The organism is Falsigemmobacter intermedius, from assembly GCF_004054105.1.
Classification (GTDB): domain Bacteria; phylum Pseudomonadota; class Alphaproteobacteria; order Rhodobacterales; family Rhodobacteraceae; genus Wagnerdoeblera; species Wagnerdoeblera intermedia.
The window spans coordinates 151,882-178,185 of the sequence record NZ_SBLC01000006.1; the positions used below are offsets into that span (position 1 = coordinate 151,882).

30 protein-coding genes are annotated in these 26,304 nt (G+C 62.8%); 17 read left to right on the top strand and 13 right to left on the bottom strand.

Going from position 1 to position 26,304, the window contains the following annotated elements; genetic code table 11:
• Positions 1 to 58 precede the first annotated feature (58 nt).
• Positions 59 to 1,057 (top strand): hypothetical protein, encoded by a 999-nt coding sequence (locus EP867_RS06130; RefSeq protein WP_128487317.1) that lies wholly within the window; start codon positions 59 to 61, stop codon positions 1,055 to 1,057.
• Positions 1,058 to 1,093: 36 nt separating this feature from the next.
• On the opposite strand, the gene EP867_RS06135 is transcribed toward EP867_RS06130, so the two are convergent.
• Together EP867_RS06135 and EP867_RS06140 are read right to left on the bottom strand one after the other, a co-directional pair.
• On the bottom strand, positions 1,094 to 1,939 hold the full coding sequence (locus EP867_RS06135; protein WP_128487318.1) for a flagellar motor protein MotB: 846 nt from the start codon (positions 1,937 to 1,939) through the stop codon (positions 1,094 to 1,096).
• 85 nt (positions 1,940 to 2,024) lie between these two features.
• Positions 2,025 to 2,444, bottom strand: a complete 420-nt coding sequence (locus EP867_RS06140; RefSeq protein ID WP_128487319.1) for a MucR family transcriptional regulator — start codon at positions 2,442 to 2,444, stop codon at positions 2,025 to 2,027.
• 722 nt (positions 2,445 to 3,166) lie between these two features.
• Between EP867_RS06140 and EP867_RS06145 the strand changes: the two genes are divergently transcribed.
• The 4 genes from EP867_RS06145 (at position 3,167) to EP867_RS06160 (ending at position 6,078) form a co-directional block, all read left to right on the top strand.
• Positions 3,167 to 3,469, top strand: coding sequence for a hypothetical protein (locus EP867_RS06145; protein ID WP_128487320.1), 303 nt, complete (start codon positions 3,167 to 3,169; stop codon positions 3,467 to 3,469).
• A 77-nt stretch (positions 3,470 to 3,546) separates the two neighbouring features.
• Positions 3,547 to 4,239: a hypothetical protein gene (locus EP867_RS06150; RefSeq protein ID WP_128487321.1), complete on the top strand. Its 693-nt coding sequence runs from the start codon at positions 3,547 to 3,549 to the stop codon at positions 4,237 to 4,239.
• Positions 4,239 to 5,405 (top strand): flagellar hook-length control protein FliK, encoded by a 1,167-nt coding sequence (locus EP867_RS06155; RefSeq protein ID WP_128487322.1) that lies wholly within the window; start codon positions 4,239 to 4,241, stop codon positions 5,403 to 5,405. Before EP867_RS06150 ends, EP867_RS06155 begins: the two co-directional genes overlap by 1 nt.
• Before the next feature lie 10 nt (positions 5,406 to 5,415).
• Entirely contained in the window at positions 5,416 to 6,078 is a 663-nt protein-coding gene (locus EP867_RS06160) for a flagellar hook assembly protein FlgD (RefSeq protein WP_128487323.1), read from the top strand.
• A gap of 133 nt (positions 6,079 to 6,211) precedes the next feature.
• Here EP867_RS06160 and EP867_RS06165 read toward each other — a convergent pair whose 3' ends face one another.
• Genes EP867_RS06165 through EP867_RS06185 form a run of 5 tightly spaced genes read right to left on the bottom strand, consistent with a single transcriptional unit; the run spans position 6,212 to position 9,717 of the window.
• Positions 6,212 to 6,754 (bottom strand): hypothetical protein, encoded by a 543-nt coding sequence (locus EP867_RS06165; RefSeq protein WP_128487324.1) that lies wholly within the window; start codon positions 6,752 to 6,754, stop codon positions 6,212 to 6,214.
• A complete protein-coding gene (gene flgH, locus EP867_RS06170) occupies positions 6,754 to 7,506 on the bottom strand; it encodes a flagellar basal body L-ring protein FlgH (protein WP_128487325.1) in 753 nt (250 codons plus the stop codon). The genes EP867_RS06165 and flgH overlap by 1 nt, the downstream gene beginning before the upstream one ends.
• The gene (gene flgA / locus EP867_RS06175; RefSeq protein WP_128487326.1) at positions 7,503 to 8,171 is read right to left on the bottom strand and encodes a flagellar basal body P-ring formation chaperone FlgA; all 669 of its coding nucleotides are present in this window, start codon (positions 8,169 to 8,171) and stop codon (positions 7,503 to 7,505) included. Before flgA ends, flgH begins: the two co-directional genes overlap by 4 nt.
• 2 nt (positions 8,172 to 8,173) lie before the next feature.
• Positions 8,174 to 8,959 carry a flagellar basal-body rod protein FlgG gene (gene flgG / locus EP867_RS06180; RefSeq protein WP_128487327.1) on the bottom strand — a complete coding sequence of 262 codons (786 nt, stop codon included), beginning with the start codon at positions 8,957 to 8,959 and terminating at the stop codon, positions 8,174 to 8,176.
• Between the two features lie 20 nt (positions 8,960 to 8,979).
• Complete coding sequence (locus EP867_RS06185) at positions 8,980 to 9,717, bottom strand: flagellar hook basal-body protein (RefSeq protein ID WP_128487328.1); 738 nt, start codon at positions 9,715 to 9,717, stop codon at positions 8,980 to 8,982.
• Between the two features lie 99 nt (positions 9,718 to 9,816).
• Here EP867_RS06185 and EP867_RS06190 point away from each other — a divergent pair, with 99 nt between their 5' ends.
• The 4 genes from EP867_RS06190 to EP867_RS06205 are packed head-to-tail and all read left to right on the top strand — an operon-like array spanning position 9,817 to position 15,947.
• Entirely contained in the window at positions 9,817 to 12,144 is a 2,328-nt protein-coding gene (locus EP867_RS06190; RefSeq protein WP_128487329.1) for a hypothetical protein, read from the top strand.
• Positions 12,145 to 12,199: 55 nt separating this feature from the next.
• Positions 12,200 to 13,501: a flagellar hook protein FlgE gene (locus tag EP867_RS06195; RefSeq protein ID WP_128487330.1), complete on the top strand. Its 1,302-nt coding sequence runs from the start codon at positions 12,200 to 12,202 to the stop codon at positions 13,499 to 13,501.
• Positions 13,502 to 13,515: 14 nt separating this feature from the next.
• The gene (gene flgK / locus EP867_RS06200; RefSeq protein WP_128487331.1) at positions 13,516 to 14,913 is read left to right on the top strand and encodes a flagellar hook-associated protein FlgK; all 1,398 of its coding nucleotides are present in this window, start codon (positions 13,516 to 13,518) and stop codon (positions 14,911 to 14,913) included.
• Between the two features lie 14 nt (positions 14,914 to 14,927).
• On the top strand, positions 14,928 to 15,947 hold the full coding sequence (locus tag EP867_RS06205) for a flagellin N-terminal helical domain-containing protein (protein WP_128487332.1): 1,020 nt from the start codon (positions 14,928 to 14,930) through the stop codon (positions 15,945 to 15,947).
• A gap of 51 nt (positions 15,948 to 15,998) precedes the next feature.
• On the opposite strand, the gene EP867_RS06210 is transcribed toward EP867_RS06205, so the two are convergent.
• Complete coding sequence (locus EP867_RS06210) at positions 15,999 to 16,715, bottom strand: response regulator transcription factor (RefSeq protein ID WP_128487333.1); 717 nt, start codon at positions 16,713 to 16,715, stop codon at positions 15,999 to 16,001.
• A 160-nt stretch (positions 16,716 to 16,875) separates the two neighbouring features.
• Here EP867_RS06210 and EP867_RS06215 point away from each other — a divergent pair, with 160 nt between their 5' ends.
• From EP867_RS06215 to EP867_RS06245, 7 genes are all read left to right on the top strand, one after another.
• Positions 16,876 to 17,985, top strand: a complete 1,110-nt coding sequence (locus EP867_RS06215) for a flagellar basal body P-ring protein FlgI (protein WP_241656834.1) — start codon at positions 16,876 to 16,878, stop codon at positions 17,983 to 17,985.
• Positions 17,985 to 18,266 (top strand): rod-binding protein, encoded by a 282-nt coding sequence (locus EP867_RS06220; RefSeq protein ID WP_128487335.1) that lies wholly within the window; start codon positions 17,985 to 17,987, stop codon positions 18,264 to 18,266. The genes EP867_RS06215 and EP867_RS06220 overlap by 1 nt, the downstream gene beginning before the upstream one ends.
• Positions 18,263 to 18,775 (top strand): hypothetical protein, encoded by a 513-nt coding sequence (locus EP867_RS06225; RefSeq protein ID WP_128487336.1) that lies wholly within the window; start codon positions 18,263 to 18,265, stop codon positions 18,773 to 18,775. The genes EP867_RS06220 and EP867_RS06225 overlap by 4 nt, the downstream gene beginning before the upstream one ends.
• 188 nt (positions 18,776 to 18,963) lie before the next feature.
• A complete protein-coding gene (locus tag EP867_RS06230; protein WP_128487337.1) occupies positions 18,964 to 19,869 on the top strand; it encodes a flagellin N-terminal helical domain-containing protein in 906 nt (301 codons plus the stop codon).
• A gap of 109 nt (positions 19,870 to 19,978) precedes the next feature.
• Entirely contained in the window at positions 19,979 to 20,374 is a 396-nt protein-coding gene (locus tag EP867_RS06235; RefSeq protein ID WP_128487338.1) for a flagellar biosynthesis regulator FlaF, read from the top strand.
• A 1-nt stretch (position 20,375) separates the two neighbouring features.
• On the top strand, positions 20,376 to 20,780 hold the full coding sequence (locus EP867_RS06240; protein WP_128487339.1) for a flagellar biosynthesis repressor FlbT: 405 nt from the start codon (positions 20,376 to 20,378) through the stop codon (positions 20,778 to 20,780).
• Positions 20,777 to 21,556 (top strand): DUF1217 domain-containing protein, encoded by a 780-nt coding sequence (locus tag EP867_RS06245; protein ID WP_128487340.1) that lies wholly within the window; start codon positions 20,777 to 20,779, stop codon positions 21,554 to 21,556. The genes EP867_RS06240 and EP867_RS06245 overlap by 4 nt, the downstream gene beginning before the upstream one ends.
• A gap of 88 nt (positions 21,557 to 21,644) precedes the next feature.
• Here EP867_RS06245 and EP867_RS06250 read toward each other — a convergent pair whose 3' ends face one another.
• The 4 genes from EP867_RS06250 to EP867_RS06265 form a co-directional block, all read right to left on the bottom strand.
• Positions 21,645 to 21,842 carry a CsbD family protein gene (locus tag EP867_RS06250; RefSeq protein ID WP_128487341.1) on the bottom strand — a complete coding sequence of 66 codons (198 nt, stop codon included), beginning with the start codon at positions 21,840 to 21,842 and terminating at the stop codon, positions 21,645 to 21,647.
• 98 nt (positions 21,843 to 21,940) lie between these two features.
• The gene (locus EP867_RS06255) at positions 21,941 to 23,704 is read right to left on the bottom strand and encodes a sensor histidine kinase (RefSeq protein WP_164888777.1); all 1,764 of its coding nucleotides are present in this window, start codon (positions 23,702 to 23,704) and stop codon (positions 21,941 to 21,943) included.
• Positions 23,704 to 24,279 (bottom strand): RNA polymerase sigma factor, encoded by a 576-nt coding sequence (locus tag EP867_RS06260; RefSeq protein WP_128487343.1) that lies wholly within the window; start codon positions 24,277 to 24,279, stop codon positions 23,704 to 23,706. The genes EP867_RS06255 and EP867_RS06260 overlap by 1 nt, the downstream gene beginning before the upstream one ends.
• On the bottom strand, positions 24,279 to 24,437 hold the full coding sequence (locus EP867_RS06265; protein WP_128487344.1) for a NepR family anti-sigma factor: 159 nt from the start codon (positions 24,435 to 24,437) through the stop codon (positions 24,279 to 24,281). The genes EP867_RS06260 and EP867_RS06265 overlap by 1 nt, the downstream gene beginning before the upstream one ends.
• An 88-nt stretch (positions 24,438 to 24,525) precedes the next feature.
• Here EP867_RS06265 and EP867_RS06270 point away from each other — a divergent pair, with 88 nt between their 5' ends.
• A complete protein-coding gene (locus EP867_RS06270) occupies positions 24,526 to 25,338 on the top strand; it encodes a response regulator (protein ID WP_128487345.1) in 813 nt (270 codons plus the stop codon).
• A gap of 133 nt (positions 25,339 to 25,471) precedes the next feature.
• Here the strand turns inward: EP867_RS06270 and EP867_RS06275 are convergent, their stop codons facing one another.
• Positions 25,472 to 26,206, bottom strand: coding sequence for a DUF3108 domain-containing protein (locus tag EP867_RS06275; RefSeq protein WP_128487346.1), 735 nt, complete (start codon positions 26,204 to 26,206; stop codon positions 25,472 to 25,474).
• Positions 26,207 to 26,304 lie beyond the last annotated feature (98 nt).

Sequence of the window (26,304 nt, forward strand, 5' to 3'; positions counted from 1 at the left end):
CTTTGGAAAGCATTGGATATGAGCACATTATACATGCTTTCCAGACGGAGTGGGTTCCATGGCAGATCATCATGCACCGATAGTCAGACTTTTCGGACCTGGAGAGTTGCCGGTGCGTATTCCGGACTGGCCGGAGGCGGTGGGGCTGGCGGTTTGCCGCGTAGAGGGCAAGACGCTTGCTTTCGTGCCCTGGCACGTCTCAGAGAAGCCGCAGGTGCTGCGTCGCCGCCTGGTGAATGAGGCGGGGCCGGCCCTTCAGGGCTTCGTTTTCTATCCGGCCGCGAAGGGCAGCACGCCGGTCACGCTGCCGCCCGGAGAAGACGCCCGCATCCTGGGCGAACTCGACAGCGCCATGCGGGGGCTTCCGCGTCTGCTGGAAGAGGCCAATGATTTCGCGATCAACTTCGAATTTGCCGCGGAAGAAGGGCTGAGCCTTGATGCGCTCAGCGACGGAAACCGCCGCAAGGCGGAACTGGCGGCGAAAGCGCAGCCGGTGATCACCGATCAGCTGCCCGTCGGCTATGTGCCCTTCGTCAAAGCTGATCCGGACTGTGAAATGATCGCAGGCGCGGTTCTGCGCCCGGCGGGCGCTGCCGGGGTCGATCTGGTGTTGCAGCCCAATGCCAATGCCCGCGAACTTCCCGCCGAGGTTTCGGTGCTGGTGCGCGAAGACAGTCTGCGCGTTGCCATCCAGCTTGGTCCGATTCTGGTGAACGGGCGGCTGCCTGCGGTGCTGCGCCTTCCCTCCGGCGCGCTGATGCTGGGCAAAACCGGCGGACGTCCGGTGCCGGCGATGGTGCTGCGCCGCTCAGGCATGCTCTTTGTCGCGCCGGATTATTCTGCTGTGGCAACAGCGCCCCAACCCTCTGTGCCCGAAGCGAAAAAAGCGTCGAAACTGCCATGGGTCTGGATATTGGGCGGCCTCCTGGCCCTGGTGACCACCCTCGCGGTGGCGGGGGCTGTTGTCTGGGCGCTGCAGCCTGCTGCCCCCGAGCCGCAGCCTCTGGCACCGGTTGAGGATCTTCGCTCGAACCTCTTCGCTCCGGCCCCGCAATAACGAGAAAAGCCCCCGCGTTCTGCGGGGGCTTTTTTATCAGTCGAGGGCCGATCCCAGTTCCAGGGTGACCCGGCGGTTGCGCGGATCAGCGGGTTGCAGCGGATCGAGCGGGCGCGAAGTCCCGGCCCCCGAAATCAGCGTGAACCGTGCCTCGGGAATGCCAAGATCGCGCAGCGCCCGTCGCACGGCCTGTGCCCGCGCCCCGGAGAGATCCCAGGGGTCGGTGCTTTCAGCGCCTCCGTCAGCGCTTTGCGCGCTGTGGCCGGTGATACGCACCGGATGGGGCAGGGCAATGACCGTCGGGGCCAGGACCTTCAGAACCTCAGTCATCTGCTCCGTCGGCGCGCCGCTGCCCTCGCCGAACTTCGGCGCATCGCCGAGGTCGAGGATGTCCACGACCAGCTGACCCTCAATCTGACGCACGAGCAGATTGCCCGCCAGATTGGAAAGCGCGGAGCTGTTGCGAATGTTTTCAAGGAACTGCCGCCCGGCATTCTCAAGTGCTTCGCCCAGAGGCGCCGGGGTGTTGTCGCGGCGGCTTTCGGCTGCCAGATCCGCCCAGGGGTTGGGCGCACCGGCCTGGGTCTTATCGGTCTCTGCTGCAGGTGCGCTCAGGACGTTCTCATCCTTCGCAACGGCAGACCCCTGCAGGATCCCTTCACCGCCTGGCTGACCGGCAACATTATCGGTGGGCGTGAAATATTCTGCGATGCCGTTGAGTTTATTCTCATCGGTGACCGCAAGGATCCAAAGCAGCAGAAAGAAGGCCATCATCGCCGTCATAAAATCGGCATAGGCCACCTTCCAGTGACCGCCATGGCGCGGCGCATGGCCGGGCCTTTTCTGGCGGCGCACGATGACCGGCGCGGCTTTCTTGGCCACTCTGTCTCTCCCGCAGCTGTAATCTCTGCGGGAGGGATAGCAAGTTTATCAAGAACAGATAAGACTATTCTTGATAAACCTCAGGTTATTCCGCGTCACTTGGCTGACGGCTGTATTTGCCGAATCCAACTGAGCGCGCATAGTTCGCTTTGCGCTCCGAATAACCCGGAGCGACAAGGGGATAGTCATCGGCAAGACCAAACTTCTGGCGATATTCGCTTTCGGTCATGCCGTGCTCGGCGCCAAGGTGGCGCTTGAGCATTTGAAATCCTTTACCGCAGCAGAGGCAGAAGATCTTGTCCCGACGCAACGCTGACTCAGGGGTCAGACCGCTGGCCACCGCGGCATGCAAAGCAGCCGGAGGCGGAGCGTCTGGCGGAGCGTCCGCAAGCTCCAGAGTCAGACGGGTCGTCAGAGCAACAATAGCTTCCACAGTCGCATCTGGTCGGGAAGCAAAAGCCGATACAATTTGCGCCACCAATGCGGTCTTATCAGGCGTATCCATGTCTTAACACTTTCAGACCGTAACATTAATAAATTTATATGGGCCGACTATAGTATGTGATTCAAGAGATGATAATCCCTACCCAGGTTAAAATGTCGCATGCTTCGGGTCAATCAGCGGCTTTACGCCCTTGCTCTTTTCGAGGAATGGCTCTGGAAATTCACATAATTAACAAAAAGTTGCTAATCTGACAAATGATCAGCGGTAACCAGTGACAGAATCAGCGGCGCTCTCTTTCCGCAGGGCGCGCCCGGATTTGTATTTGCCTTTAAATCATCATCTGCATGTGCTTGCGCTGCGGGTTCATGGCGTATAGGCGGTGCAGACATCGCAATACTGGCAGCTGTGGCTGCGACTATATGTCCGGTACCATAGGTATATGATCCTCAAAGCACTCTGGAGCGGCGCTCTCAAGCCGGCGCAGTCTGTCCCCTGCCGCTGCCCTCAACTCCTGTCCGTTTTCCCTTTTGCCATTGTCATCCTGGAAGACCGGACCAGCACGGCTCCAAAGCTGCGGATCTGTGATGAGCGGCGGGCCGTAACGCCGGACCTGACGGTCGGTGATGTCGTGGCCGAAGAGCTTGATATCGACGTTCCGCCGGGGGCCTGCGTGGTGATCTGCAACCACCGCGTGGCGGGGGGGGGTCTCAGAGAGTTTCGCATTTGCGGCCGAAATCCTCTACTCCGTCATTGTGGAATCCGAAGCCCGTAATGAGCTGGCTTTGTTTGACTGGGCGCTGCGCAGCTTCACGCTTTCGTGGCGGGACTCGCTTTGCACGGATGGCGGCAGTGTGGATCGCCTGTGCCGCAGAGCGATCGAGCGGATTTCGGGCTGGCAGCCGGGGGCCTCGACGCTGCAGGATTATCTGCGCCTCGCTGAGCCGGACTATGTGGAATACCCTGCCGAACCCGATCTTGCGCAGAAGCTCACGCCCGGCTCTGACATGAAGGATTTCGGTCAGGCGCTGATCGCAGCCTTTCCGGGCAATCGTCAGCTTCGAAGCTACGAAAATCATTGCCACTAAGATGAATAGTCAAATTTATATTTGACTATTCATGCCGATCTGTCAGGAAGGGCAGACAGATCCGGTGATATGCCCAGATGCCTCGCAGTTTCCGAAAACCCATCCCCGACCTTGACCAGGAGCGCGCTCTGCTTCGCGCCTGGCAGGGCTGTGGTGATACGCGCGCGCTCGGCGCGCTGATTGCGGCCTCGCAGCCGCAGATGCGGGCCATGGCGCGGCGGCTCTCGCGGACCCATACGGAGGATCTTCTCGCCGAAGGCCAGATCGCGCTGATTGAGGCTGCCAGCCGCTGGCAGGCACAGGGGAGCGTGCGGTTTTTCTCTTATGCCTCGATTGGCGTGCGGGCGGCGATGTTGCAGGCCCATTGCCGCCTTCAGACCCCCGTCAGCCAGCCCGAGCGTGCGCTGCGCGATGCGCTTTCGGGCCGCCGCGGCGAGGCGGTTGCCGCACAGGCAGAGGCGGCGCTCAATCTGGCAGGGATCGATGAGAATATGCCGGATCTCTCGACGCCTGCCGCCGAAGACATCGCCCTCGGGCGGGAGCGGCGGCGCAGTCTGCGCCAGGCCCTCGCGGGCGCTTTGCGCCCTTTAGGCCGGACCGAGCGTCACCTGGTGATGCGCCATCTCCTGCGCGGTGAGGATGACTTCGACCGGCTCGCCACGGGCCTTGGCATGGCCCCGGCCCGCGCCCGTCAGATTGAAGGGCGTGCCCTTCACAAAATGCGCAACGCTTTGTTGCATGCCGGATTTGGTCCGGGGGACTTGAACTGATGATTGATATTGCTGCGCTGGCAGGTGCTCCGCAGACCCCGGCCCCAAAGGCTGCAGAGGCTGCGGCGACGACGCCCAAAGCGCCGGGCCGTTCTCTGTTTTCGGTAACAGAGGGGGAGACTTCGGCCCGGCAACCTGCTGATGAGACGGTCGACAGCCTGCTCATTGATGCGGCGCTTTTACAGCAGGCGGCGCTTGCCGTTCAGCCCGGCAGCGCGGCGCTTCGTGCCGCGCTCGGGCTGGCTCCGGCCGAAGACCTCACAGAGGGGGAGGAGGCGGTCGTGCCCCTGGATGCCGCCGAAACACCCCGAACACCTCTCGCGCTGCCGGTTATCGACACGACTGAGCAGCCTTTGCCGATGGCTGAGGCGGTGGCAGACCTGATGCCCCCCGCCCCTGAGCCTGCGCCCCAGCTTTCGGACAGGGTCGCTGAAATAACAACTGACAGGGCGGCGGACAGTGTCATGACTGAAGAGCACGCCCTGGAGCGCCCCCCCGCTGCGGATGCCGTGATGGCGGCCGGACGTCCCGAACCTGAAGTCGCCCCTGCGACGGAAGACATGCCCGAAGTGACGGTGAAGCCTGAGGCACCCGCCAAACCCCTCTCATCTCCGAAGATCACACTCGCCGGCGGGCAGGCGGAGCCGGGGGAGCGCAGCCCGCAGACCAGTGCGCCAGCCCCCGATGCCGGGGTGGAGCAGGCCTTCTCGGCCGAGATGCCCGAGCCTGAACGGACGCCTGAGAAAACCGTTACCGCGCCCGCCCCGCGTGCTGAGCCCTCGGCGCTGCAGCGCAATCTGCTTGACCGCCTGAGTGAGGTGCAGCTGGAAGAGGGACGCAGCCGGTTTCTTCTGCGCCCGCGCGGGCTTGGCGTGGTCGAGATCGATCTGACCCGGCTTGTCGATGGCCGGATGCAGGTGGTGTTGCGGCTTGAAAACCCGATGGTGCTCGACGGGCTGCGCGCCGAAGCCGGACAGCTTGGGGCCTGGCTCGAAGAGCGCGGCTTTGATCTGGGCGGGGGCACGCCTGAATTTGCCGCCTGGGAGGGGCCGGAGACCGAAGGCGAAGCGGGTGGGGATGTCCCCTCCGAGACGCCCTCAACGCTCGCCGATCCTTCTGCCGCCGCCCCGCTCAGCGCGGACGGTCGTTTGAACATTCTGACCTGAGGAAGATCCCATGTCCCTCTCAGCCATCGCACATACGGCCGTCGGCAGCGGTCTCTCGGACGCCTCGCGCAACACCCTGGCGTCGGATTATCAGAGCTTTCTAAACCTGCTGGTTGCGCAGGTCAGCAACCAGGACCCACTGGAGCCGATGGAATCCTCGCAATTCGTCAGCCAGCTTGCGCAGCTGACCCAGGTCGAGCAGTCGGTTCAGGTCAACACCCAGATGGAGGCTCTGCGCCGTCAGTTGTCTCTCAATGCCGCACTCTCGGAAACGGCGCTGATCGGGCGCGAAGTGACGGTGCCTTCGGAGACCTTTTCGCTCGACGAGAATGGCGCGCGCTTTGCCTATGAACTCGGCACCGCGGCCGAAACCGTGCAACTGCAGATCCGCGATGCCTCGGGCGCTCTGGTTGCGGTGATTGACCAGCCCGCCGGTGAGGCCGGGGCGCGGCGTGAGGTGAGCTGGGACGGGATGACCTCGGGCGGCCTTCGTGCGGAAAACGGGCGCTATGGCATCTCGGTCGCAGCCATTACCGCCTCAGGCGAGGCGGGCAGCTATCAGACCTACAGCGCCGGAAAAGTTGTGGCGATTGACTACAACGGCGGCAGCACCTGGCTGCAACTCGCAGACGGCACCCGCGTCAGCAGCGGCGACATCATCGGGGCGAGGTAAGGATCTGATCTGAGGGCGGGGCAAAAAACCGTCCCCGCCTCAGACAGTCTTTCCATTAATCACAATGCGAAGAGCACCCGGAGTTTTGCGGGTGCTTTTTTCATGCTTCCGGCTCGGAGATCCAAGGCCCGGCTCACCCGCCACGCATGGCAGCACCCATCTCCCGAAGCCTGTTCCCCGTCGCGCGGAAGTCCGAGCGGCGCATGTGAATATCCACGAGCCAGGGATAATGCGAGGCCGCGACCGCAAGGATCGCCGCGCGCATCGCCACATCGGGATCGGGCGCGCTTTGAACCAGCGGCATGGAGGAGGCGGCGATCACCAGCCGCTCCAGCGCGTCGCGGATTTCCAGGGGATTTCCGGGGCCTTCGCGCGTGACGATATCGGCGTCAAATTCCAGCATCCAGCGGGCCTGACCCTGAGGGCGGGCCAGTTCCAGCGTGTAGAGCCCGCCGTTCACCCGCTCAATCAGTGTGCCGCTTTCGCTGACGGCCACAGGCTCCGGCGCAAAGAGGGCCGCCCCCCTGTAACCCGCCTGGCTGCCCACCAGCAGAAGGGCCAGCACGCCTGCGCCGATCAGCGCTGTGCGCAGCGCCGGACGCCCCTCTTCGGGGCGGCGTCTCAGAACCACTATCCGTGTGCGGGTGGCCGGGGCGGGTGCAGTCGTCTCAGGCATCAGTAGGGAAGGATCACATCAAGCGCATCGGCACCATAGCGCGGCTGCTGCACCCGGCTCAGCTGGCCTTTGCCGCCATAGGCGATCCGGGCCTCTGCGATTTTTTCATAGGGAATGGTATTGCTCATCTCGATGTCGACGGGACGGATGATGCCGGCCACGCGCAACTCCCGCAGTTCCGCATTCACGCGCACTTCCTGACGTCCGGCAATGACCAGATTGCCGTTGGAAAGCCGCTGTACGATCATGGCAGCCACCTTCAGTTTGATTTCTTCGCCGCGCCGGATCGACCCCTGACCGCGGAAGCTGTCGCTGCTTGACAGATCCACCAGATCGCCGCTCGGCAGATCCTCAGCCTTCAGGCCGGGCAGCACGCGGTCGAGTTTGCTTTCATAGCCAAGGAAGGTCGGCGCATCGATCCCGGTCGAGTTGGAGCGCGAGCGGGTCGAGGCATTGCGCAGCTCTGCCTCATCGTCGATCTCGATCATCACGGTCAGAATGTCACCCACACGCGCTGCGCGGTGGTCCCCGAAAAACCCGCTCGAGCCCTTCGCCCAAAGCGAGGCGCGGTCCGCGCGGGTCGGGGGCACATAGGGCTCAGGTTCCGGCATCGGCACGCGAACGGCGCGGGTTTCCGGCACATCCAGCGTCAGATCGCTGAGCTTAGGGTCGCGCTGCTCGGCAATCTGTGCGCAGCCGCTGAGCAGGGAAAGTCCTGCCAGGACTGCGAAGGGAATGCGGGTCAGGGTCATCGGTCAATCTCCACCCGTCCGTCGGTCAGGGCCTGACCCGTGACGATTTTTCCAGAACTGAGGTTTTGCACCCGCAGCGTCGCGCCGAGTGCCGCATCTTCAAGCGCCCGGGCCGCCGCCGTGACGCGCAGCCCGCGGGCGGTATAGATCAGCTCGAGCCGGTCGCCGCGCCGGATCACCCGGGGCGCGCGCAGAGAACTCGCGGGCACCGGCCGGCCCTCGGGCAGAAGACGGCGCACTTCACGGCCGCGAATTTCTTCCATGGCCAGAACCGACGTGGCGCTGAGGGCGTGAAGCGGCAGGCGGCGATGGGTGAAATCTTCCGCCCGCGCCATCTCACCCGGGGAAAGGCTGCGAGCGGGGACGGGCACATCCACCATCGCCTGAAACCGTCCCGCCAGCGTCAGCGGAGCCCCGTTTTGCGGCTCAACCACGGCGGCGAAGCGCCCGTTGCTGAGGTCTTCGCGCAGTGAAATGACCCGCAGCGCCAGATCGGGCACGCCTTCGGGCAGGATCAGCTCAATGGCGGCACCGGCGGGCAGGGCAGGCCCCGCCGCCTCGGTCAGCGCGGCCTCCAGCAGGATCTCAAGCGGCGCGGGCGAAAGCTCCGCATGAAGCGGAGCGCCCGGCAGCGCAAGGATCAGTGCCAGAAGCCAGCGGCGCATGATCAGCGCACCTGCACGGCGGTCTGCATCATCTGATCAGCCGTGGTGATGGCTTTCGAGTTCATCTCATAGGCGCGCTGCGCCGAGATCAGATCCGTGATCTGGCGGATCACATCAACGTTCGAGGCCTCAACGTAGAACTGGCGCAGCGTGCCGAAGCCTTCATCCCCGGCCTGAGCCAGCACCGGCGCGCCGGAGGCTGCGGTTTCGGCCAGAAGGTTGTTGCCCATCGGGCGCAGACCCGCCTCATTGATAAAGCCCGCGAGGGTGATTTCGCCCAGTTCCTGCGGCAGCATTTCGCCGGGCACCAGGACGCTCACCACGCCATCGGCGCTGATCTGAACGGAGGTGGCTTCCTCCGGAACGGCGAAGCCCGGATCAAGCGGATAGCCGTCATTGGTCACGATCTCCCCCTCGGGCGAAAGGGTGAAATTACCGGCGCGGGTATAAGCGGTGGTGCCGTCGGGCAGAGTGATCTGAAAATACCCCCGGCCCTGAATCGCCAGATCCAGCTGGTTGCCGGTCTCGGTCATCCCGCCCTGCGTGTTCAGCCGCATGATCCCGGCTGTTGCGACGCCCAGACCGATGTCCACGCCGACCGGGCGGATCGCACCGTCATCCGCGACCAGGGCGCCCGCGCGGTTGTCGGACTGATAGAGCAGATCCTGGAACGCCGCCCGCCCGGCCTTGAAGCCGGTGGTATTGGCGTTCGCGATATTGTTGGCGATGACATCCACATTGGTCTGCTGAGCGAGCATCCCCGAGGCGGCAATTCCAAGCGCTTTCATGGCGGTGTCCTTTGCGTGGTTCAGGCCCGCTGGCCGATTTTGCTCAGCGCCGTGCGGCGCAGCTCGTCATGGTTGCGCCCGACCGACATCGCCTGGTCATAGGCACGCTGAATTTTGATCAGGCGGACCATCTCGGTGATCGGATTGACGTTTGAGGCTTCAACCGCGCCCTGGATCACCTGGGGGGCTTCCATCAGCTCCGGCTCCGGCGCGCCGTCGCGGGGCTGAAAGAGGCTCTCGCCGCTGCGCTGCCAGGTGGCCAGATCGGGCGCGGCATAGACGCCGATCCGTGCGATCATCGCCCCCGTGCCGTCAGAAACCGTCCCGTCCCGTCCCACCACCGGCAGGCCAGTGCCTTCCGCCAGAACCACCGGCGCACCGCCGTCGTCGAGGATTGCATGACCTGCGGCCGTGACGAGTTGCCCCTCAGCATCCGGCGTCAGCTGCGCCGCGCGGCCATAGCCGATCCCGCCGTCGGGCAGGGCAAAGGCAAAAAGCCCCTCGCCGCCGAGCGCGAGATCCAGCGGATTGCCCGTCGGGGTCAGCGTCCCGGCCCGGGTGTCGGTATAGCTCATCCGCGGTTGCGGCATGGCGATCGGTCCGCGTGCGGGATCCGCCGGTGTCAGAAGGTCTTCAAAGACAAGGCGCGAGGCGCGAAACCCGGCCGTTGCCCCATTCGCAAGATTGTTTGACGTCACATCAAGCGCCTGCTGCAAACCCGCAGCGGCTGCGAGCGGCAGATATGCAGTGGTATCCATCTCTTGCCTCAATTCATGCGATTTAGGTTGATCTCAAGTATTGTGACAAGTATTGCAAGTATAAATTTTGAACTCTGCACAGACCTGATCGGGATTCTGATGAACGGCCGGCTGCCTTCACCTTTGCGCCTTGCAGTGCTGGCCGCCGCAGCGGGCAGCGCCGCTGTGCTGCCGCCCTTTGCCTTTGCGCAGACCCGCGACGGCTATGTGGCGGCGGTGATCGAGATGCAGACCGAGATGCCGCGCCCGCAACCACGGCCTGAGTTCATCGGCTGGCGCACGCGCGACATCGCCCCGCCAGCCCGCAGGCCCGACAGCGCAGAGGGTTTTGCCGCAGAGGTGGCTGAGGTGGCCGACGAGCCGCTCGCAGAGGTCGCCTCCGCAGAGCAGCATGAGCCGCCGGTATCGCCCCGTGCCGTGCCGACTGAGCCGCAACTCTCTGATGTAAGCGCCGATCAGGCCGAGGTTGCAGCCGATGCGCCGGTTGTCCTTGCCCTCGCAGAGGCTGCGCCGGTGATCGTTCCCGCGACGGAGCCGCAGAGTGCTGAGCCTTCGGCCCTGGTTCTGCCGGCAACGACGGCCACGCCTGCAGCGGCCCCGGAGGGGCCGAAGCCATTCGTGATGCCGCAGAATTCGGTGCTGACGGGGGCAGGCGAGCCGGTGCCAGCGGCCTCTGCCTTTGTGCTCTCCAAAGCGCCGCCGTCGGACCCGGCAGAAGAGGCGCTGATGGCGCGGGGCCTGCCGCAGGTTTCGACCCGGAACGTCGACGAAAAGACCTTTGCCACCGACCGCCGCCTGCTTGAGCGCCGCTGGGGCGCGGCGACTGAGCCCTTGCAGAAAATCACTGCGGCGCTGGATCTGGCGCAGCTTCACATTGGCGTGATGCTGCTGGTTGAGGCGCGGGACTGGCTTGGCCGCGCCCGCAGCCTCGGCGCAAAATCAGAGCCTGAGCTTTACGCCCGCCTCATCGCTCTTGAGCAGGTCACTTCGGTTTTGTCGCTGCGCGGCATCACCCGCGATCTGCCGCAATGGCCTGGCGGTGCCGTCTGGCAGGTAGCGGCCGGTCAGACGGCAGGGCTGTCGCGGGGCGATTTCACGCTTGAGGATGCGGTCGCCGGGCTCAATGACGAATCCCGCGCGGTGATTACCCGACTGATCCCGCTGCTCTTCGATGCGATCCTTGAGGCCGGTGATTACCGTCTGGCCGAAGCGCTCCTGCGCGGGGCTCAGGCGCGCACCCGACTTGAGGGCACCCCCGTCTGGCACATGATGATGGGACGGCTGGCGCTTGGCTATGACATGCCCCAGGAGGCTTTTGATCACTTTGCCCGGGCCGCAGAGGGCAGGGATATTTCCGCACAGCGGGCGCGGATTGCGCTGGCCGATCTGGCACTGGCACGCAAAGATCCGAAGCTGCTTCCCGCTTTGCGCGACATTCTGCGCGAAGGGGTGAACCAGTGGCGCTATGGCCGTGAGGCTCTGGTGCTTCGCGCGCGGCTGGCGCAGGTGGCCGAGGATCTGGGAGACATCCCCATGGCGCTCGACATTATGGGCAAGATCCGCCTCGATCATCCCGGCACGCCGGAGGCCATTCTTGCGCATGAGCGCGGGGCCCTGGCGCTGGCGGCTTTTGCCGTGGCGATGGATGCCGAAGAAATCGATCTCTACACCTATCTGCACAGCCTGCGGAATGTGGAGGCTTTCTACCGCCTCGATCCGGTCTGGCCGATTGCGCGGATGGCGCTGGCCCGCGCCTGGAGCCGGGCGGGGCTGCATGAGGCGGCGGCGGCGGAATATGCCGCGCTCCAAGCCGATCTGACCCGCGACGGCTCGCCTGAGCCGCAGCCCCGCATCGCGGCAGAGCTGCCCGTCGCCGAAGCAGAGGCGCTTCTGGCAGTCTGGCGTGCGGATCGGGCCAAAGTGGCGCTGGCGCGTCAGGGTCTGCCGCGGTTTGAAGATCTCACCCCGCGCTATGCCGGGGCCGCGCTGCAGGCGGCAGCCCCGCAGGCGCTGTCGCTTGTGGTGGCTGAGACCGATCCGCAGGCACAGCTGGTGCGTGCCGCAGCCGCGCGCGCCCTTGGCGCCGATACGGAGGCCCGTGAGGCGCATCGCGCACTGAGCGCGGCGGGGGCGCTGGTGGACAGGCCGTCTGAGGCGCTTGAGGCCATTTTGCTCGCCCAGGAGCAGGCCGACAGCGATTTCGTCGCCAGGACCTGGGCCGGACTGCAGGCCACCGCAGCCGGTCAGGCCACGGCCGTTGCGCCCGCTCTCTATGAGGGGCTGACAGAGCCTTTGCCGAACCTGCGCCCCCTGTCGCGCGGGATTGCAGACCAACTCCTGGCGCGCAGCGAAGCCACTGCTGCCGCCACCCGCGCGCTGCTGGCGCGTCCTGCGCCTGACGCATCTGATGCGCCGGGCGTGCCGTAACCATAGTTTGACCGCCGAAGGCCGGTGCGCCGGGGCGAAAGAAGGGAAGAGTGCAATGAGCGTCTCCGCTGCCATGAAAACCGCCGTCAGCGGCCTGGTCGCAAATGCGACGGCTGTTGCCCGCGTCTCGGAAAACATCGCCAACGCCAATACCATTGGCTATAAGCGCAGCTTCGCCGATCTGGTCACTTCAACCTCTCCGGGGATCGGCTCGGTCTCGGGCGTGCAGGCCCGTGTGGGCTCAGAAGTCTCAGGCGGCGGCGCGATCAACAGCACGGCCAATGCAATGGACCTTGCGGTCTCGGGCACCGGGTTTTTCGTGGTCTCCAAGACCCCGAATGACCCGCTTTTGTCGAATTATTTTCTGACCCGCGCAGGCTCTTTCCGTCAGGATGAAAACGGCTATCTGGTCAATTCGGCGGGCTATTATCTGGCGGCTTTCGAGATTGATGCTGATACCGGCACCCTCGGGGCCGTGGATCGCGGCGGCTTTGGCAGCCTTTCGAGTGTCCGTCTGGGTGAGATGATGCTGCCTGCAGAGCCCACCACCGCGGCCAGCGTCAGCGGCAACCTTCCCGCCCAGGAAAGCGGCGTGGCGATCCCCGGCGCACCCTTCCTGTCGAGCATGGAGTTCTACACCCAGCTGGGCAACAGCGAAAATATGACGCTCTCCTGGCAGCCGACCACGGTGGATAACACCTGGGATCTGACGCTCACCGACAGCACCGGACGGCTTCACGGCACTGTGGAGGTTGTCTTTCATAACTCAGGGGCCACCCCCGGCGCCCCGGCCTCTTACGCGCTGAAGACGCCGCAGCCTGCGGGTGCTTCGGGGATCATCCTCGATGCCGCAACCGGCACGCTGTCGCTGAGCGTCGATGCCCGCGGCGATGAACTGCCGATCACGCTCAGCCTTGGTGTTCCGGGCAGCTATGACGGCATTCAGCAGTTTGTGGGTGACTTCACGCCGCAGAAGTTCAAGGTCGACGGTTCTGCCCAGACCGCACTGGCGCGGACCGAGATCGACGGGCAGGGCAATCTGACCGGGGTCTTTGACGACGGCCGCCGCAAAACGCTTTATGAGATCCCGGTTGCCCAGGTCACCAACCCTGACGGGCTGACGCTGATCGACGGCAACGCCTGGACCGTCAGCCGTGCAGCGGGCGATCTGTCGCTGCAGGCGGCAGGCTCGGGCAAAAACGGTGTGATCGTCTCCGGCGCGCTTGAGGCCTCGACCGTTGAGGTCACCAATGAGCTGACCGATCTGATCCGCGTCCAGCGCGCCTATTCCTCCAACGCCAAGATCATCACCACTGCAGATGAAATGCTGCAGGAAGTGACCAATCTGAAGCGCTGATCTGAGGGCATATCATGGGCATTTCCAGCGCCTTTTCCATCGCGGCCTCTGGCCTGCGCGCCACCTCGATCCAAAGCGATCTGGTCGCACGCAATATCTCGAACGCGCAGACCGAAGGGTACAGTCGCAAATCGGCCGAGCTGACCACGCGCAACGGGGCCGTCCTGGTCGCAGGCGTCAGCCGCGAGGTTGATCCGCTTCTCGACCGGCTTGACCGCTCTAACCGCGCTGAGCAGGCGCGGGCCTCGACCATCGCGGGCGCGCTCTCGACCTATACCGATTATCTCGGCCAGCCGGAGGATCAGACCTCTCCGGTCAATGCGCTGAACCGTCTTTACACCTCGATGCTGACGCTTGCCTCCAGCCCTGGTGCAGCCGCCGCGCAGCTTGCCGCCGTTGAGGCGGCTCAGGCGCTCTCGGGTCAGATCAATGATCTCGCCGTCACGCTGAGCGAGCTTGGTCGTGAGGTCGATCTGAACATCCGCTACGATGTGGCTTCGGTCAACGACAACCTGACGCGCCTGGGGCAGATCAACGCCCGGCTGGGCCAGATTGGCGGTGAGGGCCTTGAAGGTGCGGATCTGAAGGACGAAGCGGCCCGGCTGATCGACGGACTGTCCGATTTTATGGATGTCCAGGTCACCAGCTTCGCGGATGGCTCTGTTAACCTCTACACCACCGGCGGGACTGAGCTTCTGACCCAGCGTCGTGTGACGCATATCAGTTACGATCCGACCGCCGGGAAACTTTTTGCCGGCAATGCCGAGATCACCCCGGGGGCACCGGGCGTGCGCGGCTTCAGCGCGGGAAGCCTTGCGGGGCTTTTTGAACTGCAGGGAAAGATCATCCCGCAGCTTTCGCAGGAGCTTGATGGTTTTGCCACGCTTCTGGTGGACCGCTTCCGCGCCATCGACGACAGCCTTGCGCCCGGAGAGCCCGGGCTCTTCGTCGACAGCGCCGGTGAGGGACGCGGGGCGGGCGGGCTTGCGCAGCGCCTGACCATCAACCCGCGCGTCAGCCCCGCAAAGGGCGGCGATCCGGCCCTTCTGACCTCGGGGCTTGGCAGCGAGCCGGGCCTCAGCCAGGGCGATCCGGCGCTGATTTTTGCGATGATCTCCGCGATTGACGAACGCGTTGCAGGCAACACCGCCTTTGGCGAGCGCCAGTCGCTGAGCGATTATGCCACCTCGATGGTCTCAGGCCAGCAGCAGCGCCGCGTGAGCGCTGAGGCCGTGGCGGGGCAGGCGGCGATTTCGGGGGCAACCATTTCGGCTTCACGGCGCAATCTTCAGGGCGTGAACCTTGATGATGAGCTGCAAAGCCTTCTGGTGCTCGAGCAGAGCTTTGCGGCCAACAGCCGGGTGCTGAGTTCACTGCAGTCCATGATGGACGACCTTTTTAACGCCATCTGAGGGAGCCGCCTGATATGACCGCTTTGTCAACTTTATCGACGCTGCAACGCTCGCTCGCGATGCGCGACGCGGTGACCCGCACCGACCATGCGCTGCAAAAAGCACAGCAGGAACTGACCACGGGCCTGCGCCAGGACGTCTATGCCGAAACCGGCTTTCGGGCGGCGCAATCGCTCGACATGCGCAACCGGATGGAGCGGATCGACAGCTTTGCGGTGAACAACCAGCTGCTCGCCGGCAAAATTTCGGTGATGAGCGAACAGCTTGGCCAGATCCGCACGTCGGTCCAGGGCTTTCTCGCCAATGCGCTGTCGCTGGCAGGGGGCGGTGAGGGTGCGGCCGCTGTTGCTCGCGAAGCCGGGGCGCTGATCTCGGCCATCTCGACGCAGCTGAACACGGCCTATGCGGGGGAGTTCCTCTTCTCGGGCATGTCGACCGCCTCGGCTCCGGTCAAAGACACCAGCACGCTTACGCAGCTTTCGGTGCTGCCCGACGGGGCCACCGGCGCTCAGATGCAGGCCGAGATGGACCGGCTGAACGCGTGGTTCGCCCTTGGCGGCGGCGATATCACCCGGTCGGACTATGTCGGCACGATCTACGGCGGCAGCACTGAAGGGCTGCAGAGTGCCCAGATCGATGAATACAGCCGCATGGAATATGGCGTCAGTGCCAATGATGAAGCCATCCGGCAGATCTTCAAAGGTCTGACCATGTTCGCCAATGCCAGTTACGACGGCGCGGCCTCTGCCGACGACCGCGCGGCCTGGATTGAGGAGGCAATGTCCTCGCTTTCGGCCGGGGTCAGCGGCATTCAGAACCGCGAAGCCGGTCTTGGCAACCAGCAGAGCCTGGTGGAAGGTGCGAGCCTGCGCCAGAAAAACCTCAGCACGATCTACAACAACCGCGTGGTCGAGATTGAGGGCGTGGACGGCTATGAAGCAGCCACCCGCTTTGAGCAGTTAAGCGCGCAGCTTGAGGCCAGCTACAAAGTGACGGTGCGGCTGCAGTCGCTGTCCCTGCTGAATTTCCTCTGACACAAAAGGCCCCCCTGACGGGGGCCTTTGCCTCTCCTGGTCCTGCGGCCTTCAGGCCTCAGCCAGGGTCACGTCCTGCAGCCCCGTCTGTGGGGCCGGGACACGGTAGCCACGTCCGGCCACCGTCTCGATCAGCACCTCACCGGCGGGCAGATCGCGGGCAAATTTGGTCCGCAGGCGGCAGATATAGACGTCAATGATCTTCTCAAAGGGCGGATCAGCGCTTAGGCTGTAGAGCGCAACATAGATCGCCGCCTTTGAGACGACCCGGCCTGCATTCAACACCAGAAACTGCAGAATTTCATATTCCCGCCGGCTGATGCGCACAGGCTGTCCGCCGACCTCCGGATGGCGGCCATCGAGATGAAAGGTCATCGCACCGATCCGCACTTCGGCACTGCTGAGGCCATGGATCCGGCGCAGCACCGCATTGAGACGCGCCATCAGATCCGCACCCGAGGCGGGCCAGAGCAGAACATCATCCGCCCCCGCATTCAACAGCACAGCCGTCTGGTCCGCAGCGGCCCCGATGACCAGCACCGGCCCCTGAAATCCGGCCCCGCGCAGACGCAGCAGCGTCGCCTTCAGCGCCTCTTCCTCACCAGCCGCAGGGCGGCTGACCAGAAGGACCGGCAAAAGCCGGTTCTCCCGCAGCGCGGCGGCTCCGGCGAAAAGCGCTTTTTCGCTGATGGCCTCGATCAGAAGTCCCGCCGGGCAGGGTGCCGTTGTCAGGGGCAGAGCCGCGGGGTTCAAAGACAGGACTCGCAATTCATGCTCCCTAGATCACAACGCAACCCCTTTCAGGGGCAACGTCCGCTGCGCTTTCACCACAAGAATTTACATCAATCAATACATGTATTATTATAACTATACTTGTTTCTGCTTGAGCCGCCTATCCCGATTAATGCCGCGCCGGAGTGACCCAGTTTTGACCCGACACAGCCTGACGTTTCCGCTCTTTGCGGCCTGCCTCGCTGCGCTGCTGCCTCAGGCCGCCGCGTCTCAGGTGCGCATCAAAGATATCGCGCATTTTGAAGGGGTCAGGGAGAACCAGCTGATCGGTTACGGTCTGGTTGTCGGCCTGAACGGCACCGGTGACAGCCTGAAGAACAGCCCCTTCACGCGCAAATCCATGGAAGGCATGCTGGGACGTCTGGGGGTGGGCAATCTCTCGGATGAGCAGATCAAGTCAAAGAACACCGCCGCGGTGATGGTCACGGCCAACCTTGGCGCTTTTGCCCGCCGCGGGTCGACGCTGGATGTCACGGTTTCATCGCTGGGCGATGCCACCTCGCTGCGCGGGGGCACGCTGCTGGTGACGCCCCTCGCGGGGGCTGACGGCAATATCTATGCGGTGGGCCAGGGCCCGGTCTCGGTCAGTGGCTTCTCCGTGCGCGGGCAGGCGGCCTCGGTGACCGACGGCGTGCCGACCGTCGCGCGGATTGCCAATGGTGCGATCGTGGAGCGCGAGGTTGAATTTGCCCTCAATGAACTGGATTCGGTGCGCCTCGCCCTCAGGAACCCCGATTTCACCACGGCCAGCCGTATGGCTGAAGCCATCAACCAAAGCCCCGGCAATACACGCGCAAGAGTGCTTGATCCGGGCACCGTTGAGATCCAGGGCGCGGGAAAGTCTGACATTCCGCAACTGCTTGCCGGGATTGAGAACCTGACCGTCACCCCTGACAGCGCGGCCCGTGTGGTAATTGATGCCAAAACCGGCACCATCGTCATCGGGGCAAATGTGCGCATTGATGAAGTGGCGATCAGCCAGGGCGGCCTGACCGTAATGGTCCGCGAAGGCGCAGAGGTCAGCCAGCCGGAGCCGGTCTCGGTCGGCGGTACCATCGTGGTGCCCACCACGGAAATCGATCTGGTGCCCCGCGACAGCGGCTTTGCGGTCCTTCAGGGCGATGTCTCGCTGCAGGATCTGGTGGATGGTCTCAACGCCATCGGCATTGGCACCCGCGACACCATTGCGATTTTGCAGGCGCTGAAAGAAGCAGGCGCCCTGCATGCTGATCTGGAGATCATCTGATGCGTCTGACCCCGCCGGCAGCCGTGACCCCGGATTTCACCACCGCAGCGCCAAAGCGCGATGAGACTGCCGCCGAGACCGCCCGCCGGTTTGAAGCGGCCATGCTGACCCCCATGGTGTCGGAAATGCTGCGCACGGCCGGTGAGACGGCCATGGGGGGCAAAGCGGGCGATCAGTGGCGCAGTTTTTTCGCCGCGGCCATGGCAGAAGAGATCGCCGCCACCGGCCAGACCGGCATCGCCCAAAGCGTTGAGCGCGCCATCGCGGCTTACGGCAAATGAAACTGACGCCTGCGGCTGCGATCAGCCGGATCGCTGCCCGCTTTCAGGAACGCCGCTCCCGCGCCGCTTTGGGAGAGCGCCCGCCGCTGACCGGTGATGATGAGGAAAACATCTCCCGCTTCGCCGCGGTGGTGGCGGAACTGACTGCGCTTCTGGAACGCGAGAATGAGGCGCTTTTGCAGGGCGATGTGGCGGCGGTGGTGGCTCTTTATCCGCAAAAGCAGGTGCTTCTGACCCGGCTGGAAACCCGCCAGCCGGTGGTTGAGCCCTTTCTGCATGAAAGCGCTGAGGTTGCCGCAGCGCTTCGCAGCCGCATTCAGGCCCTTGCCACCCAGATCAACCGCAACGCCGATCTTCTGAGCGCCATGTCCGACGCCGCCCGCGCTATCCGTCTGGAGGTCACCCGCGTGCGCGACCGCCACTCTCTCAAAGGCATGTACGATAAAAGCGGCCAGACCACCGCGCCAGGCGCATCCGCGACGCAACGGGAGATTGACACCAACCTCTGAAAGCCCCTCCCCACCTGCCTTCGGCAGGTGTTTTTCTGTACGGAAGAAATTTTTTAAGAATATTTCACATGATCAACAAGTATTAACCAGGTATTAACCAAGAATACCATGAACCCCTTTTGAAAGCCACAACGGCTCTCTTTTGCCAGAAGGCGGAATGACTGCAGAAGCAAAAAAGGAATGATCTGATGTCCTCGATCAATACCAACACCCAGGCCATGAACGCGCTGTCGACCCTGCGCGATGTGAACAAAAACCTGTCGACCACGCAGGAGCGCATCTCGACCGGCCTGAAAATCTCGTCGGCTAAAGACAACGCTGCCTATTACTCGATCTCCGAGACGATGAAAGGCGACAGCGGTATGTATTCGGCGATTCAGGAAGGCCTGACGCTGACCGCTAACTCCCTGAAAACCGGCCGTCTTGGTGCGGAGACCTTTGTGGAGCTGATCGGTGAATTTACCGAGAAAGTCGCATTCGGCCAAGCCGGCGCGATGAACCACGAAGACATCCAGAAAGAGCTCACCGAACTGGTTGGCCGACTGAAGACTGTCGCTCAACAATCTTCGTTCAACGGCGAAAGCTGGGTCAACGGCGGTCGCGTGGGCACTCCGGGCACCCCTGCTGACAACACCACAGTTCCGCCTACCCCCGCTGTTCCGGCGACCTACGGCGCGAACGTAGTAACCGGTGTCAGCCGTGTTGGTCAGACGTTCAATGTGACGACCATGGGGGTCAACGGCGTCAACCTCGACGCAATCGCGACCGCGCTTGAAGCTCTCGACATCTCGGCAACCGGTGCCGATCCGGAAGAGGCACGCAGAACGGTTCTTGATACTGCAAATAAACAGCTGAAAGCTGCAACCGATGCTTCGACGCAGCTCGGTCTTTCTGAGAAATCGGTTGAGCAACAGCAGGAGTTCCTGAAGAAGCTCACCGACACCATCGACACCGGCGTTGGCGCCATGGTTGATGCGGATATGGAAGCTGAAGCAGCCCGCCTGCAGGCGCTTCAGGTTCAGCAGCAGCTGGCAACCCAAGCTCTGTCGATCGCCAACCAGGCGCCGCAGAACCTCGTCTCGCTGTTCCGTTAATCCGGCGCGACAGATTATCGGGAAGGGCCCTTCGGGGCCCTTCTTCTTTTGTCTCGACCTTCATGAATTACAAGAATAGAATAAATTGTACTTGTGAAGGAGTGAGCCAGTGAGCGTCTCAGCCTATAAGCGCGTGCAGCGCGATCTTGAAAGCCCGCGCTCGGTCGAGCGGCGTATCTTTAACCGCATCACCGCCGATCTTGAAACCTGGGGTGCGGCTTACGATCGTGCGGAAAGCAAAGCCGATCGTCTGTCCGCGCTGAAAGGCAGTCTGCAACTTGCGTTGGTTGATAACACCCGCCTCTGGTCGCTGCTTCGGCGCGATCTCTCGCAGCCTGAGAATGCCTTGCCGCCCGAGTTGAGGGCCGCGATCATTTCGATCTCCTACACTGTTGATCGCATCACCGCTGATCTGATGAGCGGGGCAGGCACTGTGGCTGCGCTGGTTGGCATTAACCGTCCGTTCATTGACGGGTTGGCCGGCATCAGCGGGGCAGAGGGCTGATATGCCGCTTCATCTCTCGCTGCGCCCGGGTGAGCGGGTCATCATCAATGGCTGCGTTCTGAAAAACGGCCCCCGCCGTCAGACGCTTGAGATTGAAAACCGTGCCGATGTGCTGCGCGGCGATGAGATGCTGGAAGAAGCCACCGCCCGGACCCCCGTGCGGCGTGTCGCCTATCAGATCCAGATCGCCCTGGTCAGCCAGGCCCATCGTGCCGAACTCCTGCCGGTGATCACCGCCGGGCTTGAGGATCTGGCCCGCGCGCTGCCACGCTTTTCCGCCCCTATCGGCGAGGCAGAAACCTGCCTTCAGTCGCAGAATTTCTATGGCGCCTTTCGGGCGCTGGCCCCTGTCATCCGCCATGAAGACACCCTCTTCGCGCGGTTTTCTCCGGAGCAGTCGCTATGATCAACACCAGCTCTCTCCCGGCCGCACTTGCGCTGAAACTCGTCACCTCAAAGCGGGAAAGCTTTGAGGCCTCCATTCGCAAAGACGTGGTGAATGCCCGCGAAATCAAGGCCTTTGAAGAGCGCATCGCCTCGATCACCTCGGTGGATGATCTGGTCAAGGATTATCAGGTCTATGCTTTTGTGATGAAAGCGCACGGGCTTGAGAACCAGATGTTCGGCAAGGCCATGATGAAAAAGGTGCTGGTCTCAGATCCTGCTGAGAAGGGCGCTCTGGTGAACCGGCTGACGGACAAGCGGTTTCGGGAAATCCGCAATACGCTTGAGTTCGGAAGCGACGGCAGCGCTCCGGCGAAGTTCAAAGATCCCGACTGGCGCAAGGCGCTTGTCGATACTTATGTCACTCAGAAGCTGATGGAATCGCAGCTTGAGCAGAATGAGCCGGTGGGCGTCGTTCTGCATATGCAGCGCAAAGCACCGGGCATTACCAGTTGGTATAACGTTCTGGCCGACACCAAGGCACAGGATTTTTTCTACACCGCCCTCGGACTTCCGCAGAGTCTGAAAACCAGCGATGTCGACAAACAGGCAGCCACGCTTGCCAAGCGGTTTGACCTGGAGAAGCTGCAGGATCCCGCAGAATTGTCAAAGCTGATCAGCCGTTACACCGCGCTTGCGGGCAGCGGCACTGCCTCGTCGGGCAGCTCCAACCCCATCGTGCAGCTGGTCTCTGGCGGGGGGGCACGAATATCACGTCGATCAACCTTTCAGGACTGACCGCGCTGCGTGCCGGGAAATACAGCTGATAAAATGAAAACCGCCCCGGGAAATCCGGGGCGGTGGCACATTGGGACGGGACGTCCTGTCAGAGGCGCGAAGCCCAGTCGTCCACACGTTTCTCCGCGGCCTCTTTCGAGTCGCCGTATTTCTTCTGCATCAGCCCGACCATCTGGTCACGCTTGCCCGCAACACGATCATATTCGTCGTCGGTCAGATCGCCCCAGGTTTCCCGAGCTTTGCCTTTGAACTCTTTCCAACGACCTTCAATCTGGTCCCAGTTCATTTCTCATCCCTTTCTTACCGTTGCTTCGGGAGGTTAACCCCTGAGAACGAGGGCGCGTTCCTCCGGCTCACCGCTCTGTGAGCGGGTGTGAACCGCGATCAGACGGCAGCTTCACCAGAGGAAGGATCGGCTTCTGAGAGAGATTGCGGGGCCCTGGCGACAAAGCGCATCTCAAATCGCAGCCGCTCGGGGGAGAGGGTGATCAGATCCATTTCCCCATCAAGTTGACGCACGAAATTGCGCAAAAGCCGCGCGCCAATCTGCGAAGGAACCGTGCCATCGGTGCCGTTCAGACGCGGCAGGGCCCCTGCAGGGCCATCGATGGCGAAAATGGCATCATGGTCGGATTTCATCGACAGATGGACGACGACGGGATCGGCATCCTCATCGGAATAGGCGCTGTAGAAAGCGGGGAGCACTTCTGACAGCATCAGGGCCATGGGCACCGCCTGCTGCGGCGGCAGGCTCAGGCTTTCAACCTCTGCCACAACGCTGCGGCTGCGCTCGGGCCGGCTGTGCAACAGATCGACCCGCGAGATCACATCGTTAAAGAGCCGCTGCATATCGAGGCTGGAGACGCCTGAGGTCCGGTAAAGGCCAAGGTGCACGGTCGAGAGGATCATCACCCGTCCGTAAAGGTGGTCAAGAACGCCCTTCTGCACCGGATCTTCGGTCTCACGGATATGCATCCGCAGGATCGAGGCGATCAGCTGCATCGAGTTCCCGGTCCGGTGGTGGACCTCGCGCAGCAGATATTCCTTCTCGCGCAGAAGATCTTCCAGCTCGGCTTCTTCGCGCTGAATGGTCTCCGTCATCATATCATAGGCTTCGGCAAGGACCGCGATCTCGGCGGGCGGATCATGCAGCGTACTGCGATAGGACTGCCGCGAGCCTGAGGCAAAAGCCTCCATCGCGGAGGCCAGACTGCGGACATGGCGCGTCACCAGGCGGTCCGCTGCCAGCGTTGCCGCCGTAAAGCAGGAGATCAGAACAAGGCCGAAGATCAGGAAGGGCGAGATCCGCAGCGCGGCAATGCCGCTGCGCGCTTCGCTGTTCCAGACGCCGAGCAGAAAAAGCTCCCGCGTCAGGGGGACAACCGCATAGCTGCGGTCGGTTCCGGTGTAATCAGTATCGAGGAAAGAGGTATTGCCCATATGGGTCAGATCCAGAAGCTCGCGCCCCTGGGGCAGGAGTTCCAGCGCCCGCGACACCACGACCGAGGTGGTCAGAAGCTGCCCCTCATTGTCGAAGGTTAAAAGCGCCTCGGGAACAGGGGCTGAATCGTCGCCCAGGTCCTCACGCTTGATATGCAGCACATGCTGCGGGATTGAGACGACGATCATCCCGTCGCGGTCGCCATCCGTCCCGATGACCGGAGAGGGCACCGACAAAATCGGAACCCCCGACACCGGCCCCACCCGCGCGAGCGCGATATTGGTGCCCCCGCTTTCGGTCATACGCGCAAGAAGATCACTTCCGGCAAAATCATACTGCCGCCCGCCCGAGCCGCAGCGCATCATCCCGTCTTCTGAAATATAGCCGACGAGCGAAAAATCAGGGTGAGAGGCGGCCGCCAGATCCATGACCCTTGCGCAGTCTTCGTCACTGCGCAGCACATCCGGCGCGATGGCCGCCAGCGTCGCAGAAAGTGTGCGCGCCGCCCTGATCAGATTGATCTCAGGCTCGGCCGCCCGCACCGTCAGGCCAAGCGCGGCGCGGGCCTGATTGCTCTCATATTCTTTAAACAATTCCCGCGTCAGCAAAGCTGCCAGCATCAGAAGCGGCAACAGCGCCATAATATTCGTAATGGTCAATCGCCGGGCGAGCCCGGTGCGAAAGGGCCAGAAAAGGCGTCTGAGCATCATCCCTGCACGGCGGATTTACTGATCACGGCAGCCATGGCACCATCGGTTCCGGCAAAAAGATCTTCGCCTTTTTCAAGTTGCATCAGTTCCGCCAGCTTTTTACGTGCGCGGCTGGCGCGGCTTTTGACGGTTCCGACGGCGACGCCCATCATCTCAGAGGCTTCTTCACAGGAATAGCCCGAAGCCCCGACAAGGATCAACACTTCCCGATGCTCGGGCGAAAGCTGATCGAAGGCGCGCTGAAAGTCATTCATCGCCAGGCGGCCGTCATGGGCAGGCTTTTCGTAAAGCGAACCGGCATGGGCGCCATCAGGATCGCTGACTTCTCGGCGGGACTTACGAAGTGAGGAATAAAACGTGTTGCGCAGGATGGTGAAGAGCCAGGCTTCAAGATTGGTCGCGGGGTCGAATTTCTCGATATTGCGCCATGCCTTCAGCAGAGTTTCTTGGACAAGGTCATCAGCCTGAGTAACGTTGCGGCACAGACTGATCGCAAAGGCCCGCAGGCTGGGCAGCGTTTCAGCGAGCCGCTCACGCGGGTCCACCGGGGGGGCGGGCTTGCGGTCCGCCATCAGGGTGTTTCCTTCGCTTTCAGTTTCTCAAGCAGGTCTTTGAACCGATCAGGCACCTCTTCATTCAACGCCGCTTCATAAACTTTCCTGAGGTTGTCGTCGATCTGTGCCTTAAGCGCAGACCGCGAGGCTGGATTCCCCGCTTTTTTAGACTTCATAAGTTTCTTCCTGCCATGGCTCCGGGAACCAAACACCCTAAGCGTGCGTTTGGTTCCGAAGAATTGAACAAAACGGGAGAGAAATTCTATGACCGCTCAGGGCCAAGTCGATCTGACAGCCTCGATTGCGGGGCATTTGCCCTACCTTCGGCGCTATGCCCGCGCTCTCACCGGTAACCAGACCACCGGCGACAATTACGCCATTGCAACGCTCGAAGCCATTCTGGCCGACCCTGGTATCCTTTCCTCCCACGACAATCATAAGGTCGCGCTTTTCTCGGTGCTGCACACTGTCTGGGCCGGAACCGGCGCACCGGTTTCTGACGCCAGCGACAGCCGGCTTGGCGCGGCCGCACAGGCGCATATGGCGCGCCTCACCCCCAACTCCCGCGAGGCGCTGCTGCTCAGCACCATCGAGGGGTTCACGACCTCCGAAGTGGCCGCCATCATCGGAGCGGATGAGGCCGAAGCTTCGGCACTGATCGAGAAGGCAATTACCGAAATGGCAGATTCCGTCGCCGGAAACGTGATGATCATCGAGGACGAAGCTGTGATCGCAATGGATCTCAGTGCCATCGTCGAAGAGATGGGCCATGATGTGACGGGTATCGCGCGGACCCGGACCGAGGCTGTTGCGCTGGCCAAGCGCGAAAAGCCCGATCTGATCCTTGCGGATATCCAGCTGGCCGACAATTCCTCGGGCGTCGATGCCGTGAACGACATCCTGAAGGACTTCCCCGACCTTCCGGTGATCTTCATCACCGCCTTCCCCGAACGGCTCCTCACCGGTGAGCGTCCGGAGCCGGCCTTCCTGATCAACAAACCCTATACGGATGAGCAGGTCCGCTCGGCTGTCTCGCAGGCGATGTTCTTTGCCTCGACTGACACGCTGGTCAACTGAAGCATCTCTTCAGAACGGGCCGGCGCGACCGGCCCCTTTCTGTCTTCAGACGCAGCCCCAGGGGCTGCGTTCTTTTATGCCTTCCCGATGATGCCGGACCAACGCCGGTGCCGCGCTCCGGTTCCGTCGCCGCTCAGCGGCGCACGAGGCGGGCATTGCCGTAAAGGCTTTCCATGGTCACCTGGGCGACCCGCAGATTGCCTGCGCCATCGGGGCGGTAGTGCAGGGTAAAGGGAAACTGAACCCGCTCAGCCATTTCCGCCGCGCTGAAGCCCTCACGCCGGATATAAGCGCCGTTGCAGGTCACACCGCCATCGCGGGCGGGCTGAGCACGGGAGAGTTGAAGCTCCATCCGGTAGCGGCCGTCAAACATCACGAGGCCGCTTTTGCAGGCCTCTGACTGCGGAACGTCGCGCAGGGTGGCATAGATCGTAGTCAGCGTGTCCACGGTCCCGCGCTGGCGGGCCGGATCGGCGTCATTCCCGCCCGGAGAGCGCGGCGGCTCACGGCGGGTGATGCGCGGCACGCCACCGCTCCAGGTGACGGTCTCCTCGCTGTAGCGATTGCCCGCACCGCCGCTCTGGTCATAGCGGACCGGCGCATAGCCGCGTGAAGTGATGCGGCCCTGCACCTTGGCGTCATAGCGCATTTTCCGCAGCATTCCGGCGAGACCCGTGGTCTGAACCGTGCCCGAAATCGCATAACTTCCGTCTTTTTCCACCGCCGAATAGACCAGTTGCCCCATGCGGATGCCCCGGATCTCAAGGTCAAAGCGCGCTTCCTGGCGTGTTTCGGCGGCGGCCGGAACCGCGCTCAGGGCGATCCCTGCAAAAAGGGTCAGGGCCTTGAGCCGTGAAAACACTGTCATCAGGGGCCTCCTTCAGGCTTGCGCCCTCTGGACACAGAAGGCTTCCCCAGGCGAGATAGCCGCAAGGCCATGCCTGGCTCTTTAGATGCGGTGAGAGC

What these genes read in the sequence shown, in the direction of transcription:
- EP867_RS06130 (WP_128487317.1), top strand. Translation starts at nt 59, where the DNA reads ATGGCAGATCATCATGCACCGATAGTCAGACTTTTCGGACCTGGAGAG.
- EP867_RS06140 (WP_128487319.1), bottom strand. Translation starts at nt 2,444, where the DNA reads ATGGATACGCCTGATAAGACCGCATTGGTGGCGCAAATTGTATCGGCT.
- EP867_RS06150 (WP_128487321.1), top strand. Translation starts at nt 3,547, where the DNA reads ATGCCTCGCAGTTTCCGAAAACCCATCCCCGACCTTGACCAGGAGCGC.
- EP867_RS06155 (WP_128487322.1), top strand. Translation starts at nt 4,239, where the DNA reads ATGATTGATATTGCTGCGCTGGCAGGTGCTCCGCAGACCCCGGCCCCA.
- EP867_RS06160 (WP_128487323.1), top strand. Translation starts at nt 5,416, where the DNA reads ATGTCCCTCTCAGCCATCGCACATACGGCCGTCGGCAGCGGTCTCTCG.
- EP867_RS06165 (WP_128487324.1), bottom strand. Translation starts at nt 6,754, where the DNA reads ATGCCTGAGACGACTGCACCCGCCCCGGCCACCCGCACACGGATAGTG.
- flgH (WP_128487325.1), bottom strand. Translation starts at nt 7,506, where the DNA reads ATGACCCTGACCCGCATTCCCTTCGCAGTCCTGGCAGGACTTTCCCTG.
- flgA (WP_128487326.1), bottom strand. Translation starts at nt 8,171, where the DNA reads ATGCGCCGCTGGCTTCTGGCACTGATCCTTGCGCTGCCGGGCGCTCCG.
- flgG (WP_128487327.1), bottom strand. Translation starts at nt 8,959, where the DNA reads ATGAAAGCGCTTGGAATTGCCGCCTCGGGGATGCTCGCTCAGCAGACC.
- EP867_RS06185 (WP_128487328.1), bottom strand. Translation starts at nt 9,717, where the DNA reads ATGGATACCACTGCATATCTGCCGCTCGCAGCCGCTGCGGGTTTGCAG.
- EP867_RS06190 (WP_128487329.1), top strand. Translation starts at nt 9,817, where the DNA reads ATGAACGGCCGGCTGCCTTCACCTTTGCGCCTTGCAGTGCTGGCCGCC.
- EP867_RS06195 (WP_128487330.1), top strand. Translation starts at nt 12,200, where the DNA reads ATGAGCGTCTCCGCTGCCATGAAAACCGCCGTCAGCGGCCTGGTCGCA.
- flgK (WP_128487331.1), top strand. Translation starts at nt 13,516, where the DNA reads ATGGGCATTTCCAGCGCCTTTTCCATCGCGGCCTCTGGCCTGCGCGCC.
- EP867_RS06205 (WP_128487332.1), top strand. Translation starts at nt 14,928, where the DNA reads ATGACCGCTTTGTCAACTTTATCGACGCTGCAACGCTCGCTCGCGATG.
- EP867_RS06220 (WP_128487335.1), top strand. Translation starts at nt 17,985, where the DNA reads ATGCGTCTGACCCCGCCGGCAGCCGTGACCCCGGATTTCACCACCGCA.
- EP867_RS06225 (WP_128487336.1), top strand. Translation starts at nt 18,263, where the DNA reads ATGAAACTGACGCCTGCGGCTGCGATCAGCCGGATCGCTGCCCGCTTT.
- EP867_RS06230 (WP_128487337.1), top strand. Translation starts at nt 18,964, where the DNA reads ATGTCCTCGATCAATACCAACACCCAGGCCATGAACGCGCTGTCGACC.
- EP867_RS06240 (WP_128487339.1), top strand. Translation starts at nt 20,376, where the DNA reads ATGCCGCTTCATCTCTCGCTGCGCCCGGGTGAGCGGGTCATCATCAAT.
- EP867_RS06245 (WP_128487340.1), top strand. Translation starts at nt 20,777, where the DNA reads ATGATCAACACCAGCTCTCTCCCGGCCGCACTTGCGCTGAAACTCGTC.
- EP867_RS06250 (WP_128487341.1), bottom strand. Translation starts at nt 21,842, where the DNA reads ATGAACTGGGACCAGATTGAAGGTCGTTGGAAAGAGTTCAAAGGCAAA.
- EP867_RS06255 (WP_164888777.1), bottom strand. Translation starts at nt 23,704, where the DNA reads ATGCTCAGACGCCTTTTCTGGCCCTTTCGCACCGGGCTCGCCCGGCGA.
- EP867_RS06260 (WP_128487343.1), bottom strand. Translation starts at nt 24,279, where the DNA reads ATGGCGGACCGCAAGCCCGCCCCCCCGGTGGACCCGCGTGAGCGGCTC.
- EP867_RS06265 (WP_128487344.1), bottom strand. Translation starts at nt 24,437, where the DNA reads ATGAAGTCTAAAAAAGCGGGGAATCCAGCCTCGCGGTCTGCGCTTAAG.
- EP867_RS06270 (WP_128487345.1), top strand. Translation starts at nt 24,526, where the DNA reads ATGACCGCTCAGGGCCAAGTCGATCTGACAGCCTCGATTGCGGGGCAT.
- EP867_RS06275 (WP_128487346.1), bottom strand. Translation starts at nt 26,206, where the DNA reads ATGACAGTGTTTTCACGGCTCAAGGCCCTGACCCTTTTTGCAGGGATC.